General features: G+C 62.3%; 15 protein-coding genes. 7 read left to right on the top strand and 8 right to left on the bottom strand.

Features of this window, described 5'->3' with window-relative positions; genetic code table 11:
- Positions 1 to 3: 3 nt before the first annotated feature.
- Together OU694_RS16050 and OU694_RS16045 are read left to right on the top strand one after the other, a co-directional pair.
- Positions 4 to 378: a hypothetical protein gene (locus tag OU694_RS16050; protein WP_308912030.1), complete on the top strand. Its 375-nt coding sequence runs from the start codon at positions 4 to 6 to the stop codon at positions 376 to 378.
- Complete coding sequence (locus tag OU694_RS16045; protein ID WP_308912029.1) at positions 375 to 797, top strand: M67 family metallopeptidase; 423 nt, start codon at positions 375 to 377, stop codon at positions 795 to 797. The genes OU694_RS16050 and OU694_RS16045 overlap by 4 nt, the downstream gene beginning before the upstream one ends.
- 55 nt (positions 798 to 852) lie before the next feature.
- Here the strand turns inward: OU694_RS16045 and OU694_RS16040 are convergent, their stop codons facing one another.
- Positions 853 to 1,455 carry an EipA family protein gene (locus OU694_RS16040; protein ID WP_289503346.1) on the bottom strand — a complete coding sequence of 201 codons (603 nt, stop codon included), beginning with the start codon at positions 1,453 to 1,455 and terminating at the stop codon, positions 853 to 855.
- 225 nt (positions 1,456 to 1,680) lie between these two features.
- On the opposite strand from OU694_RS16040, the gene OU694_RS16035 reads away from it, so the two are divergent.
- Genes OU694_RS16035 through OU694_RS16025 form a run of 3 tightly spaced genes read left to right on the top strand, consistent with a single transcriptional unit; the run spans position 1,681 to position 4,732 of the window.
- Positions 1,681 to 3,306, top strand: a complete 1,626-nt coding sequence (locus tag OU694_RS16035; protein ID WP_308912028.1) for a long-chain fatty acid--CoA ligase — start codon at positions 1,681 to 1,683, stop codon at positions 3,304 to 3,306.
- A gap of 12 nt (positions 3,307 to 3,318) precedes the next feature.
- Positions 3,319 to 4,074, top strand: a complete 756-nt coding sequence (locus tag OU694_RS16030; protein ID WP_308912027.1) for a class I SAM-dependent methyltransferase — start codon at positions 3,319 to 3,321, stop codon at positions 4,072 to 4,074.
- 13 nt (positions 4,075 to 4,087) lie between these two features.
- A complete protein-coding gene (locus tag OU694_RS16025; RefSeq protein WP_308912026.1) occupies positions 4,088 to 4,732 on the top strand; it encodes a glutathione S-transferase family protein in 645 nt (214 codons plus the stop codon).
- On the opposite strand, the gene OU694_RS16020 is transcribed toward OU694_RS16025, so the two are convergent.
- The 3 genes from OU694_RS16020 to OU694_RS16010 are packed head-to-tail and all read right to left on the bottom strand — an operon-like array spanning position 4,717 to position 8,119.
- The gene (locus OU694_RS16020) at positions 4,717 to 5,469 is read right to left on the bottom strand and encodes a copper homeostasis protein CutC (protein ID WP_308912025.1); all 753 of its coding nucleotides are present in this window, start codon (positions 5,467 to 5,469) and stop codon (positions 4,717 to 4,719) included. The genes OU694_RS16025 and OU694_RS16020 overlap by 16 nt on opposite strands.
- 2 nt (positions 5,470 to 5,471) lie before the next feature.
- Entirely contained in the window at positions 5,472 to 7,295 is a 1,824-nt protein-coding gene (recQ, locus tag OU694_RS16015) for a DNA helicase RecQ (RefSeq protein ID WP_308912024.1), read from the bottom strand.
- Between the two features lie 2 nt (positions 7,296 to 7,297).
- A complete protein-coding gene (locus OU694_RS16010) occupies positions 7,298 to 8,119 on the bottom strand; it encodes a hypothetical protein (RefSeq protein ID WP_308912023.1) in 822 nt (273 codons plus the stop codon).
- Between the two features lie 135 nt (positions 8,120 to 8,254).
- Here OU694_RS16010 and OU694_RS16005 point away from each other — a divergent pair, with 135 nt between their 5' ends.
- Together OU694_RS16005 and OU694_RS16000 are read left to right on the top strand one after the other, a co-directional pair.
- On the top strand, positions 8,255 to 9,478 hold the full coding sequence (locus tag OU694_RS16005) for a CaiB/BaiF CoA transferase family protein (RefSeq protein ID WP_308912022.1): 1,224 nt from the start codon (positions 8,255 to 8,257) through the stop codon (positions 9,476 to 9,478).
- Between the two features lie 25 nt (positions 9,479 to 9,503).
- On the top strand, positions 9,504 to 10,307 hold the full coding sequence (locus OU694_RS16000) for an SDR family oxidoreductase (protein WP_308912021.1): 804 nt from the start codon (positions 9,504 to 9,506) through the stop codon (positions 10,305 to 10,307).
- Between the two features lie 20 nt (positions 10,308 to 10,327).
- On the opposite strand, the gene OU694_RS15995 is transcribed toward OU694_RS16000, so the two are convergent.
- The 4 genes from OU694_RS15995 to OU694_RS15980 form a co-directional block, all read right to left on the bottom strand.
- The gene (locus OU694_RS15995; RefSeq protein WP_308912020.1) at positions 10,328 to 10,945 is read right to left on the bottom strand and encodes a PAS domain-containing protein; all 618 of its coding nucleotides are present in this window, start codon (positions 10,943 to 10,945) and stop codon (positions 10,328 to 10,330) included.
- A gap of 86 nt (positions 10,946 to 11,031) precedes the next feature.
- Positions 11,032 to 11,526, bottom strand: coding sequence for a nuclear transport factor 2 family protein (locus tag OU694_RS15990; RefSeq protein ID WP_308912019.1), 495 nt, complete (start codon positions 11,524 to 11,526; stop codon positions 11,032 to 11,034).
- 43 nt (positions 11,527 to 11,569) lie between these two features.
- Positions 11,570 to 13,441 carry a lytic transglycosylase domain-containing protein gene (locus OU694_RS15985; protein WP_308912018.1) on the bottom strand — a complete coding sequence of 624 codons (1,872 nt, stop codon included), beginning with the start codon at positions 13,439 to 13,441 and terminating at the stop codon, positions 11,570 to 11,572.
- A complete protein-coding gene (locus OU694_RS15980; RefSeq protein WP_308912017.1) occupies positions 13,438 to 14,307 on the bottom strand; it encodes a uracil-DNA glycosylase in 870 nt (289 codons plus the stop codon). Before OU694_RS15980 ends, OU694_RS15985 begins: the two co-directional genes overlap by 4 nt.
- Positions 14,308 to 14,510 lie beyond the last annotated feature (203 nt).

The raw sequence follows: 14,510 nt of genomic DNA, 5'->3' as shown, positions 1-14,510 counted from the left end.
TATATGGCTGCTGCCGACCCAAAAGTCACGTCCGGTGAGGATGTTGAGTATGACCGTCCGCCCATGTGGCTGAAGGTGCTCGTCATCGTGCTCGGCATCGCCATCGTCGGTATGCTCGTTGCCATTGTGACGAAGATCATGACGGGGCTCGGGGACGAACCCTTGCCGCCCGAAACAGCCGGCCCGACTGTCTCCACGCCGGTGGTGCCTTTGGCCACCGGCGAAATCAGTGTCAGGCGCCCGGCAGGCACGATGCTGGTTTCAACCGCCCTTTCAGGTGACCGGCTGGTGCTGACCTTCCGCGGGGAGGACGGCGACCATATCCTCGTGCTTGATCAGGCAACCGGCGCCGAACGTTGGGTCCATATCCCGAAATGAGCGTAAAGCTGGCGCCGGGGCTTCTCGAGGCGCTCGAGACGCTGGCGCTGCAGGCTGCGCCGCATGAAGCGTGTGCCATGCTGATGGGCGCGCCGGATCATGTCGTGGGCCATGTGCCAAGCCCCAACGTGACCGAAGGCGACCCTGCCCGACATTTCGAGATCGATCCCGCCCTTCTCCTGCGCCTGCACCGCGAGGCGCGCGAAGGCGGCCCGGCGATTGTAGGTGTTTGGCACAGCCACCCGGGCGGCCGGCCTGAGCCTTCGGATGAAGACCGCGCCCGCTCGGTGGAGCCCAGCTGGGTCTGGCTCATCACCGCCGTTCAGGGCGGCCGATGCGAAACACGGTGCTGGCGGGCGTCGGAGCATCAGCCCGGCGATCTCGTTGAAGTGCGGCTTGCCGGTAACGCCACAAAATGAAAAAGGCCCAGACATCGCTGCCGGGCCTTTTCGCATATGGTCTGAATGATCTTCCTCAGAAGGGCACCCAGCGGCGCTTTTCGGTGATGTTGAGGTAGCCGAGCGAGGCTTGCGCCCGAAGGCCCACACCCACCCGCACCATGGCAATCGTGAAATCCTTGTTGCCATACATGCTGATGCCAAGGCCGCCGACATAATAGAAGCTGCCTTCCATGGCGCTGATGCGGCGGTAGATTTCCTGCGTGTCATAAAGGCCGTAAACAAGCGCGAAGACCTTCACGGCGTCGGCACCAGCATCAAGCCCGATCGATGGGCCGGTCCAGTGCACCTTGCGCTGGCCCTCAATCTTGTGATTGAGCATGCCATCGCCGTACCGGAGGCCCACGATCAGGCCGCCGCCCGCTTCCGAGCCTTCGATATAGGCGTTGGGGCGACCGTTCTTCTTGAAGATGCCCTCAAGCGTCTTTGCCATCACTTCGGCGCCTTCGCCGAGGTAGGCGGAGCCTTTTTCAACGATGGTGGCTTCGTCGTAGGTGTTTTCATCGGTCGATTGCGCTGCAGCGGCGATCGATGCGACGAGGACGGCGATGAAGCCGATCATCAGAAGGGCCAGCCAATGACCCTGATGGTGCCACGAACGAGGTGACGTGCCTGACATGATTGAATACCCCCGATTCTGTTCCGAACCTTGCGGTGCCCGGATTTCGGGGGCGAGCATAACGCTCTTTCCCCATGCCGGGCAACTGTCTGTCATGGCTAATAGGCCGCTGTGGCAGGATTAGGGCAATCAAGTTTCTGTCATGTCGCTTTCTCTTGAAAGCCCACGGCCTGTATCCCAATATCGCGTCGGGGAAAATATGCACGAAGGGAGGTATGACTGGCGATGCTCGGTCTCATGCAAAACTGGCCGCTTCTGGTCTCGAAGATTCTTACACACGCGGAAATCAATCACCCGAAACGCGAGGTGATCAGCATGCAGCCCGAAGGCGGGCAGGTGCGGATGACCTGGGGCGATGTCGCCCGCCGCTCGCGCCAGTGCGCCGAGGCGCTGGCGAAGCTTGGTGTGAAGCAAGGTGACCGCGTGGCCACGCTCGCCTGGAATACCAACCGCCATGTGGAAGCGTGGTATGCCTCGTCCGGCATGGGGGCGGTGAACCATACGATCAACCCGCGGCTTTTCCCGGAACAGATTGTCTATATCGCCAATCATGCCGAGGACAAGGTCCTCATGTTCGATATCACCTTCCTGCCGCTGGTTGAAAAACTGGCGCCGATGATGAAGTCGATCGAACATTACATCATCATGGTCGGCCCCGAGCATATGCCGCAGACCAGCCTGCCGAACGTGCATTCCTATGAAGCGCTGCTCGCCGCCGAGCCGGGTACCTTCGAATGGCCGGAGCTGGATGAAAATACTGCGTGTGGTCTTTGTTACACATCCGGAACGACGGGGCACCCGAAGGGGGTGCTGTATAGCCACCGTTCGAACTTCCTGCATACCCTTGTCTGCCTTTCGACCGACACGTTGAAGATCAGCGCCGTTTCGACCGTGCTGCCGGTGGTGCCAATGTTCCATGCGAATGCATGGGCGATCCCTTATGCGACGGCGGCGGCGGGTTCCAAGCTCGTGCTCAATGGTCCGCACCATGATCCCGAGACGCTGCATAAGCTGATCAAGGACGAGGGCATCACAGTGACGGCTGCAGTGCCGACCATCTGGAACGGTATGCTCGCCTATATCAAGGCAAACAATCTGGACATGAAGCCGCTGGAACTGGTCACCATCGGTGGCTCGGCAGTGCCGCGTTCGATGATCGAAACCTTCCAGAAGGATTATGGCGTGCGAGTCAACCATGCGTGGGGCATGACGGAAATGAGCCCGCTCGGCTCCGTTGGTTCGGAAAACGGCGCGATCATGGATCTGTCGGCAGAGGAAAAGCTCGACTATCAGGTCAGGCAGGGCCGCCCGCCGATTGGCGTGGAGCTGTGCATCAAGGACGACGACGGCAACATGCTGCCGCGCGACGGCAAAACCGCCGGTCGCCTGATGGCCCGTGGCCCGTGGGTGATCGACAGCTATTACCGCGCCGATGAAACCGCCCTTGACGATGGCGGCTGGTTCGACACGGGCGACGTGGCGGCGCTGGATCCCGCCAGCTATATCCAGATTACCGACCGCTCGAAAGACGTGATCAAGTCGGGTGGTGAATGGATCAGCTCGATCGATCTTGAAAACGAGGCCGTGGCGCATCCGGACGTGACCGAAGCTGCCGTCATCGGCGTGCGTCACCCGAAATGGGAAGAACGCCCGCTGATGATCATCACGGTGAAGGAAGGCAAGACGGTCAGCCGCGACAATATGCTCGAATTCCTCGACAGCCGCTGCGCCAAATGGTGGCTGCCGGATGATGTGGTGACGGTGGACAGCATTCCCCACACGGCAACCGGCAAGATCTCGAAGAAGGATCTTCGCGAACAGTTCAAGGACTATCAGCTGCCGACGGCCTGAGGGGGAAACAACATGAGTGCCGGCTTCAAGGATCATTTCTCAGGGTCGGCCGGCACTTATGCCGAGGCACGGCCGGACTATCCGGATTCCCTGTTCGAATGGCTCGCCGCCCAATGCTGCGCGCACGATCTGGTGTGGGACTGCGCCACCGGGAACGGTCAGGCGGCTGTAGCGCTTGCCCGCCATTTCGCGCAGGTAGTGGCCACAGACGCCAGCGCCAAGCAGATTGAAGCGGCGAAACAGGCACCGAATATCAGCTACCGGGTCGCCCCGGCGGAAGCGAGCGGGCTTGGCGCCGCCTCCTGCGATCTCGTCACCGTCGCGCAGGCGCTGCACTGGTTCGATCTCGATGCCTTCTACGCTGAAGTCCGCCGGGTGCTGAAACCGGGCGGTGTTCTCGCTGTCTGGACTTACGCGCCGCTCCATGCGCCCGAGGATCCGGCGGTGGATGAAGCCTTCCGGCATTTTCAGGATGTCACGCTCGGCCCCTGGTGGCCGATGGAACATGATCATTGCCGCAACGGTTATGCTGATCTCGAATTCCCGTTCGAACGTATGATAACACCGAAACTGGTGATCGAACGCCACTGGGGCATCCGGGAACTGGCGGCCTATGCGGCCAGCTGGTCATCAACGGCCGCTTTCCGCAAATCCGAAGGCCGCGATCCGATCCCCGATCTGGTGGCTGCACTGGAGGCTGCGTGGGGCGAGCCCGAGAAACGCTGCCGCATCCTCTGGGATATCACCATCCACGCAACGAGACTTTGAAAGGACCGCGCCCATGCTCACTGTCCATCATCTGAACAACAGCCGGTCCCAGCGGGTCCTCTGGATGCTCGAGGAACTGGAAGTCCCTTACGAGATCGCGAAATACGAACGCGACAAGGTAACAAACCTTGCGCCCGCCGCGCTGAAGGCGGTCCATCCGCTTGGCAAATCGCCGGTCATCACCGATGGCGACGCAACGATTGCCGAAACCGGTGCCATCGTCTCCTATCTCCTTGAGAAATATGGCAACGGTCGCCTCGCCGGGAGTGATCCGCACGCGCTGACCTACTGGCTGCATTATGCCGAGGGCTCGGCCATGCCGCCCCTCGTGATGAAGCTCGTTTTCACCCGCACGGCGGAAAAGACACCGGCACTGTTGCGGCCGCTGGCCCGCAAGATCGTGACGGGGGCGCTGGCCGGCTATATCGATCCGCAGATCAGCCTGCACGCCGGTTACTGGGAAGAGGCACTTGCCGGTACTGGCTGGTTCGCGGGAAGCGAAATGAGTGCAGCTGACATCATGATGAGCTTCCCGCTCGAGGCCGCTGCCATGCGTGGTGGCGTTGGCCCGAAGGCGCGGGACTTCCTCGCCCGCATCCATACCCGCCCGGCCTATCAGCACGCGCTGGAAAAAGGCGGACCTTACGCCTTCGCCTGACCCCACGCCGCCTCCACCGCCGCACGGAAGGCGCGGACGGTGGCAGGGTCGGTGATGTTGCGGGCATAGCCGGCATCCTTCGCCATCAAGGGCACATCGGACCCGTAGGCGGATGCCTGCACGACCTTGCAAGAGGCATGGATATCGGTGACACCCGGAATGCTGGCAAAGGCTGCGACATTCGCGGCGGTTACGCCTGCGCCGGGCATGATGGCGATGCGGCCCTCGGCGGCAGCTGCCACCGCCGTCAGCCGTTCGATCCCTTCCAGCGCCGTGAAGGCGCCGCCCGAGGTAAGAATACGCTCGAACCCCAGCCCGATGGCAGTCTCCAGCGCTTCCATCGGGTCCGGCATCACATCGAAGGCGCGGTGCAGGGTGACGCCAAGACCTTCGCACTCGGCGATCAGGCTTTCCATCGCCTTCACGTCCGGCGCACCGGTCGCAGTGGTGACGCCGAAAACCACACCATGCAGGCCCGCGTTGCGGGTGGCCTCGATATCGCGCTTCATCTGGTCAAGTTCTGCAGGCGTATAGATGAAATCCCCGCCGCGCGGGCGGATCATGGTGTAAACTTTGCCCTTCAGTCCCCGGCACATTTCCATGGCGCCCGGTGTGGGCGTCAGGCCGCCTGCTTCAAGGGCCGTGCAAAGCTCGATCCGGTCGGCGCCGTTTTGAAGGGCAGCGAAGGCGCCATCAATCGTGTCGACACAGACTTCGATAGTGGGCAGGCGGGTCATGATCAGACATTGCTCCGGATAAGATCGAGGAAGGCGTCACCATATTTGTCGGCTTTCTTCTCGCCAACGCCGTTGACGCCAAGGAGTTCACGGCGATTGGACGGCCGCAGCCGGGCCATGTCGGCCAGTGTCTTGTCCGCGAAAATCACATAGGCCGGCACGTCGGCAGCGTCTGCGAGGTCGCGGCGCAGGGCCTTGAGCGCCATGTAAAGCTTACCGTCACCGGCTGACAGTTCGACCGGCGTGACGGTCGATTTCATCTTCGGTGTCGCGCGCCGCGGCAGGCTGTCTTTCAGCGATACCTCAACGCCGCCCGCAAGGATGGCGCGGCCGCGTTTGGTCAGCTTCAGGGCGCCGTAGCCTTCGAGATCAAGGCTCAGGTAACCTGCGGCCAGCATCTGGCGCAGGTAGCTTTGCCACTGGTGACGGTCGCGCGGGCGCCCAGCGCCGAAGGCGGGCAGTTCATGATGGCCTGCCGCCTTGATCTTGGCGGTCGCCGCCCCCATCAGGATATCCAGAAGGTGCGCCTGCCCGTAGCGTTCGTCGGTGGCAATCAGCATTTCGGCCACAATCTCGGCTTCGTGCGTGCCATCAAATACACTCGGTGGGCTGTCGCACACATCGCAGTTGCCGCAGGGCTCGGATGCTTCCCCGAAATAGGAAAGGATCATCTGGCGGCGGCAGGTGACGGCCTCGGCATAGCCCAGAAGCACATTCAGCCGCTGCCATTCCACCCGCTTTCGCTCGTCGCCCGCGTTGCCGCTGTCGATCATCGCGCGGCGGCGGCCGATATCGCCAAGGCCGTAAAGCATCACGGCGCGGGCCGGGTTGCCGTCGCGCCCTGCCCTGCCGATTTCCTGGTAATAGGCTTCCATATTGGCAGGCAGGTCCGCATGCACCACGAACCGCACGTCCGGCTTGTCGATACCCATCCCGAAGGCGATGGTGGCGGTCATGACAAGATCAGGTTCCGACAGGAAGCGGTTCTGGTGAACATGCCGGGTGTGGGCATCCATCCCCGCGTGATAGGGAATGGCTTTGATGCCAGCTGCATTCAGCCGTTCAGCCGTTTCCTCCACCCCCTTGCGCGAGAGGCAATAGACAATCCCCTGCGCGCCGCCCGCGGAGAGTTCACCCACCAGCTTCACAAGCTGCGCCGGGCCGCCGGCCTTTTCGCGCACGTCCAGATGGATGTTCGGCCGGTCGAAGCCGAAGGTGAGGGTTTCGCCATTGCCGCCAAACAGCTTGTCGGCGATATCGCCCTGCGTCACCGTGTCGGCGGTGGCCGTGAAGGCGCCGATGGCAGCCTGCGGAAAGGCTTCGCGCAAGGTGCCAAGAGTCAGATATTCAGGCCGGAAATCATGCCCCCACTGCGATACACAGTGCGCTTCATCAATCACAATCAGCCGGACGGGCAGCTTGGCAAGGGCGGACAGCATCCGGTCTGTCGTCAGGCGTTCGGGCGACATATAGAGGAAACCGGAATGGCTGCCGGCGATGCGGCGCCAGCCATCTGCGTTCGTTTGCCAGTCCCTGCCGCTGTGGATCGCTTCCGCTGCCACACCGTTGGCGGTGAGGGCGGCGACCTGATCATTCATCAGGGCAATGAGCGGCGAGACGACGATGGTGATCCCACCCCGAAGCATGCCCGCAAGCTGGTAGCAAAGACTTTTGCCGGCGCCCGTCGGCATCACGGCGAGCAGTTTGCCGCCTGCTACCAGTCGGTCGACGATATCCTCCTGCCCGGGCCGGAAGGCCGAAAAGCCAAAAACTGAGGCGAGGATTTCATGCTTGTCGGGGCGGGTTCCGACAGGGGTGTCCGGCATCGTCACACCCGCCGGGTTGGCATCAGGTCGTGAAAATCGGGCACATCATGCATTGCCGCCACATGCAGCGCCGTCATCAGGAACATGAAAGCCCCGCCGACGATCATCGAAACCGGCAGTTCGATGGCAGAAGGGGCGAGCGCGACGATCAGCGTGCCGATTGTCATGTTGAGGAATGTGACCATGATGGCGATGAAAGCGAAGCTCGAAACGATGGGACCGCCGAACAGCCGCCCGCGCCGCCATGCGGAAAGGAAGCTTTCGGCCCGGTCGCGCGCGGCGGCCGCGTTCGCGAGATTGACGATGGCCGCGACCATCATGATGCTGCCAAGCATGAGGATAGCGACCACCAATTGCACGAAGGCAGCCGGGATGAACTGCGCGATCCCCACGAGCACAATGATCAGCGAAAGGCTGACGCCTGCACCTGTCAGCATGTGGCCAAAGAGGCGGAAGCCGCGCCGGGCGCTGTCGCCGTAGCCAGCTCCGAGCGGCGCTGGCGCATCGGGTGCCACGGCGCGCGCCCAAGGGGCGACCAGCTGCGCTGTCGCTGCCATCACCAGCACATGGCAGATGACGACGGTGAAGAAGCCGTCACCGAGAATCGCCGCCATGCGTTCGCTGCGCTCTGTATCCGCCAAAGTCTGGTCCGCCATCACGGTGAACAGATCCGATACCACGGGCCATGCGGGCGCATAGAGAAGCCCCGAAACGGCACCGCACATCAGCGACAGCAGAAGCAGCAGCATGGCGCGGGCGCGGGCGGCGCGGAAGGCGGCCTTCAGGAGGCTGAGGGTCGTCGGCGTGCGGAAAGTCATAGGCATCCAAATCTCTCTGGGGGATGGTCTGGTCCCCTTGTGTCCCCTCATGTGTCCTCTTGCCGCACATCGTGTCAAGCCGCTTGCACTTCAATCGGCTTTGGTGCTTTCTCGGGACAGCCACAATCAAGGGAGGATCGGATGGCAGGGCCGCTTGCAGGTGTGAAAGTGCTGGATTTGTCGCGCGTGCTCGCGGGGCCGTGGGCGGGGCAGCTTCTGGCCGACCTTGGTGCCGATGTCATCAAGGTGGAACGCCCGGGTGCGGGCGACGATACACGCGGCTGGGGTCCGCCGTACCTGAAAGACAAGGACGGCAACGAGACCGGCGAAGCGGGCTATTATCTCTCCGCCAACCGGGGCAAGCGCTCGATCGCCATCGATATTTCGAAGCCTGAAGGCCAGGCGGTGATCCACAAACTCGCCCGCCGCGCTGATGTGCTTCTTGAAAATTACAAGGTTGGCGGCCTGAAAAAATACGGCCTCGATTATGAAAGCCTGAAGGCGGAATGTCCGGGGCTTGTTTACTGCTCCGTCACCGGCTTCGGGCAAACCGGGCCCTATTCCGACCGCGCGGGTTATGATTTCATGATCCAGGCGATGGGCGGGCTGATGTCCATCACCGGCGAACGCGACGACAAGCCGGGCGGCGGCCCGCAGAAGGTGGGGGTCGCGGTGTCCGATCTTACCACGGGCCTCTACGGCGTGATCGGTATCCTTGCCGCCCTCCGCCACCGGGACCAGACAGGCGAAGGCCAGCATATCGACATGGCGCTGCTGGACGTGACGCTTGGCCTGCTTGGCAACCAGAATATGAACTGGTTCATCGGCGACGTGGTGCCCAAACGGCAGGGCAATGCCCACGCCAATATCGTGCCCTATCAGGATTTCGCCACAAGCGACGGGCATATCATTTTGGCCGCAGGCAACGATCGCCAGTTCAAGGCTTTCTGCGAAGTGGCCGGCGATCCGGCGCTTGCTGAAAATCCGCGTTTCGCCACCAACCGTAGCCGGGTCGAGAACCGCGATGCCCTCGTGCCACTCGTGGCAGCCCTCATTGCGAAGAAAACGACAGCGGAATGGATCGCCATCCTTGAGGATGTGGCGGTACCATGCGGGCCGATCAACACGATCCCGCAGGCCTTTGCCGATCCGCAGGTGGTGTCGCGCGGGCTGGCGTTCGAGCTGGATCATCCCCTGTCCGGCAAGGTGCCGCAGGTGGCTTGCCCCATCAAGTTTTCGGGCACACCGATCACATACGAGAAGGCGCCGCCGCTTCTCGGCCAACATTCGGATGAAATCCTTGCCGAACTCGGCTTTAATGCCGAGGAAATCGGCGCCCTGAAATCCGGTGGCGCCATCGGCTGAAACTGCATTTCGGGGGAGGAAAGTCATGTTCAGGGACCAGACTGTCTGGATCACCGGGGCGTCGTCGGGGATTGGCGAAGCTGTTGCCAGGGAAATCGCGAAGGAGGGCGGGGCGCTGATCCTTTCGGCCCGCCGCGCGGACGAGCTGGAACGGGTGAAGGCCGCCTGTCTTGCAAATGGTGCAGCGAAGGTGTTTGTCCTGCCGCTTGATGTGACCGACGAGGCCGCTATCGAGAAGGCAACTGCTGAGGCCCATGCCTTCACCGGCCGGATCGACATGCTGTTCAATAATGCCGGTATCTCGCAGCGCGCGCTGGCGGTTGACACCACAATGGCGACCTACCGGAAGCTTTTCGAGGTCGATGTGTTCGGCCAGATGGCGCTGACGAAGGCGGTGCTTCCCCTGATGATAAAGGTGGGCGGGGGGCATATCGCCGTGACCGCCTCGGTCGCCGGCAAGATCGGCGCCCCGCTCCGCACCGGTTACTGCGCCGCCAAGCATGCGGTGATGGGCTTCTTCGATGCCCTTCGTGCTGAAACGGCGGACCAGAATATCCGGGTGACGACCGTGACGCCCGGTTTCATCCGCACCAATATCTCGAACGTAGCCCTGAAGGGCGATGGCACCGAGTTCGGCAAGATGGACGACAATATCGCCGGTGGCATGGATGTGGATGCCGCCGCCCGCGTCATCGTGAAGGGCTTCCACAAAGGCACGCCGGAGATTGCCGTGGGGAAGGGCATGGAAATGAATGCCCTGTGGCTGAAGCGCCTGTTCCCGCGTCTTGCCTTCAAGATGGCCGCCAAGATGAAGGCACGGGCGAGCTGAGCCTTGCCCGGCAAAAAAGCTCAGACTGAAGCGCCGGTCGGTGCTGCGGGATCGAGGAAACGTTCCTTCAGGCTCGCACTTCGGGCGAGGCGTGTCATGGGTTCGAAGGCGACACTTGGTTTGCCCCGGCCGATATCGAAGAAACGCACGGCAGCGATGGCCGAGGGTGTGGGCACCAGTTTTTCCCGAAGCGAGCGATGCGCGGCGGGCCGGTCGCTGACCGAACAGCCCATGATATAGGTGGCGCGGTCCTGCCGGTCGCTGAGCGGCAGGTAAAGCGTGGAAACGGTCGCTTCGCCGCCACCCATGGCTTCGACCTTTTCTTCGACCCACGCGCCGGCCGGCTGCGAGAGAATGGCATCGCAGAAGCGGGCGATATTCTCGCGCATGTCGCTGTCGGCGATATCGAAGGCATTGAACCCGGCCATCCCTTCCGACCAATGGGCGTCGAAGGGGGTTTCCACCATCCCGACCTGGATATCGTACCTTTCGCGGCGTTGCATCAGGGCGACACGCGGCAAGGCGCGGGCAAGGTCACGGGGATTAAGTGCACGGCGGCAGGGCAACAGCGCGCCCGCCTTGCGGGGTAGGGCCCGCCAGATGCCGATGATCTCGTCGAGTGCAGAAGGCAGTGCCATGGTGCTCTCCTCAACCATCTGTCCCATCGTGGGACAAGGAAAGCATGACGCGCCTTTGTTACCGCATCAAGACTTTGAAAAAATTGTCACTTTTCCTGCGGTGCAGCATTTTTTTCAAAGGTTTGAATCTCTTCGGTGAATCGCTTGGCGAGGTCATTTGGCATTGGAAATGTCAAATGGTACTGAACGACCTTCCAGCCAGAATCACCCCGAATCAGGGCGCCGGTACCACGGCTGACGCCGTAAGCATCATTCCAGAGAAGTTCGTCGAACCATGCGGCATTCCCGTCAGGAGAAAGGTCGATGTGCCGTTCTGTCATCGTGTATTTCCAGCCCTTCGTCTCTGCGGCGTAGGAGCGGAAAGTGGGCATGTCCCAGCGCTCGGTCTTGTCGGTACCAAGGAAGGTGGCGTCATCGGTATAAAGGCTGAAATATTCCGGCCAGTCGGCGTTCGCGGCAGCAGCATGCAGGTGATCGAGCATGGCGTTGATGAGTGCCTTGTCCTCATCCGCGTCGCTTGCCCGGGTTGCGGGCGCGACCATCAGGACGAAGGTGAAACAGGCAAGAATAAAGGCGCGCATCAGGCAGTCTCCATTTCAGGGAAGCCCGGCAGCGCGGGCAGGGTCATTTGGCGTCGCGGCCGAGCTGGCGGGTCGCAGGCGGGCGGGCGTCGCCGTTGGCGCGAGCGACCTGCACGTCTTCATCGAAATGCTCAAGGCGGGGCCACTCGCCGGCAGCCAGCGCATCAAGGCTCGCGGTCGTCTGTCCCATCTTCATGCGGTACATCCAGAGGTTCGCCATCACCTTCTCGATATAGTCGCGAGTCTGGTGGAAGGTCAGCGATTCGATGAACAACAGCGGGTCGTTCTGGAAGCGGATATCGCCCATCCAGCGTTTCAGGGTGCCGGGGCCGCCGTTATAGGCAGCCAGAAGCTTGAGGAGATCGCCGCCGACAACATCGTTGTCGTGCAGATATTCCACATAATACTGGCCGACCGCGATATTGAATTCCGGCTCGTACAGGCGGTGCTGGTTGCGCTTGAAAAGCGTCTTGTCGCGGGTCAGGTAACTGGCCGTTGCAGGCATCACCTGCATCAGGCCGCGCGCACCGGCATAGCTTTGCGCCTGGATGCGGAAATCGCTTTCCTGCCGGACCATTGCATAAATAAGCGCCCGGTCGATCCGGAAGCCGTCGACGGGTTCCCAGTCAGGCAGCGGGAAGCGTGCCCCTGTCGGCACTTTCACCTTGCCGCCGCCCGCGCGGCTGAGGCGCATCTGCAGGTTCGGCAGGTTGATCTGGGCGGTCAGCGCCAGAAGGTCGTCCTGCACCGCGGTACCCTGACGTCCCCACAGAAGGCGCAGTTCCTCGTCTGCCAGATCGTCCCTGCCAAGCTCGCGCAGTGCCAGCGCGCGGTGGGTGGACGGGAAACGGTTCAGGTTCTCAAGCCCCTTCGCCGTGAGCGGCGGTAAGGACCAGTCGAATTTCGGCTGGATGCCAAGCTGGCGCGCGGCCAGAAGCCCGTAGAAGGTTTCGGGATATTCAAGCGCCGCGCTTCTGAGGAATTCTTCGGCCTTGTCATCGCGCCCGGTGCGGTAGGCGGCACGGGCCGCCCAGAAACGCCCACCGGCGGCCAGCCAGCTCGAAAGGCGCTTCGATGAACCTTTCATTTCGGCGAAATGCTTGTAGGCGCTTTCATAATCGCCAAGGCGCCAGCTGGCGAGGCCAGCCGTCCAGTCGGCGGTCGGCTCGTTCTTGCGGTCGGTCTTGGCGGCGAGCCCGGCCATGAATTTGGCGCGCTTGTCCTCGCCCTGATAATAATAGCTGGCGGCGATACGTTCCAGAAGCGCGGCCCGCTCGTGGCCTGCCATGACCTTCTTGTCGTCGGTGATCCAGAAAATCTTCTCGGCGCGCTCCGGCTGGCCGGACTTCACGAAAGTGCGCACCTGCGATTTCAGCTGCGCCACTTCGCGGCTAGATGCCTTGGACCGCTTCGGCACGGGCAGGCCCTTGCCGCCTGTGTGGCCGGTCACATTCGGATATTGCGGATCAACCGGCAGGCGCGGCGGCTTGGCCTTGCCCTGACGGCGCTTGGCGAGCTTGTAGATAAGCCATGCATTCGGATGATCGGGGTATTTGTCGAGCCAGCCTGAAAGATCGGCATAGCTGGAGCGATAACCGGTCGGGTGCATCAACTTGCCATACAGCACATGCCCCATCAGGGACTTATCCGTAAGCTTGGCAACTTCAGCGTCAACCGCCTTCCAGTTGGCCGCATTGACAAGCGCGAAGATCCGTTCATACCGCGCGCGGTCCTCGTCCGACAGGGCTTTGGGGACAGGCACGGTGATCGGCATGCTGGCAGCGGGTGCGGTGCTCGCTGCTGCAATGGCGACGGGTGCCGGGGCGTCGGCGCCCTGCACCGGCTGCACAAGGGCTGCGGCGAGGGTCAGGCCGAGACAGCTATTCCGCCAATTGCCGATACGCCACGTCTTCAAAGTGCGAGCCTTTCCCGAATGGTCAGAAGGTCGCGCCATGCCTGGCCTTTCTGGGCAGGCTGACGCAAAAGGAAGGCCGGATGGTATGTGGGCATGGCAGGCAGCGTCAAGCCCCCGGCGGTGATGTCGCGCATCTTCCCGCGGAGGCGGGTAATGCCATCATCACTGCCAAAAAGCGCCCCCGTCGGGACTTTGCCAACGAGGAGAAGGGCTTGCGGTTTCGCAAGCTCGATATGTCGCATCAGGAAGGGCAGGCACATGGCGATCACGGCGGGATCCGGCGTGCGGTTGCCCAAGGGCCGCCACGGTACAACATTCGATATATAGACGTTCGTCTGGCGCGACAGGCCGGCGGCGGCGAGCATGCGATCGAGGAACTGTCCGGAGGCGCCCACGAAGGGGCGGCCTTCGCGGTCCTCGTCGGCACCCGGTGCTTCACCGACGACCATCAGCGGCGCACCCGCGACACCATCGGCGAAGACGGTGCATTTGGCGCCGCGCTTCAAGGTGCCGCCATCGAAGGCCTCGATAGCGGCGCGGAGTTCCTCGAGTGTATTGCAGGTGGCGGCAACACGAGCGGCCTCTGCCGGGCCCGCGCCAATGACGCTTTGCACCGGGCGTGCCTCGACGACGCGCGGGCCTGCCGCCGATGTGGTGGGGGCGACGATATCGGCAACCATGCGCGGGGCATCTGCAGCGGCGGTCGCACGCGGTGCAGCTGGCATGCGGATTTCGGGGGCAGAGGGTGCAGTGAACCGATCGACAGGGTCGAAACCGATGGCTTCGTCCGCGCCCATTTCCACATGCCATGCAAGCAGAAAGGCCGGGTCCATGTCGGCGGTGATCTCAGTGCCCCGGTTCATCATCGAGTTGGATCGGTCCCTGTCGTTCACTGGTACAAATGGCAGGACCCGCCCCCACGGCACCGTCCTTGGGATGACTATATAGCGGCCTCGCGTGCCCACGCACCGCTTTTTTCCAGACCCGCCCGTTCACATAAACGCAGATTTCGCCGCAACCGTTTGACCTTGCTGCCGGAGCGGGGCATAAACACTGAAAATCAAAGGGA

The sequence above is a fragment of the Pseudokordiimonas caeni genome (assembly GCF_026719705.1).
Lineage (GTDB): Bacteria > Pseudomonadota > Alphaproteobacteria > Sphingomonadales > Kordiimonadaceae > Gimibacter > Gimibacter caeni.
Note: the sequence above shows the minus strand (reverse complement) of the source record. Positions and strands in the feature narration are given on the sequence as shown.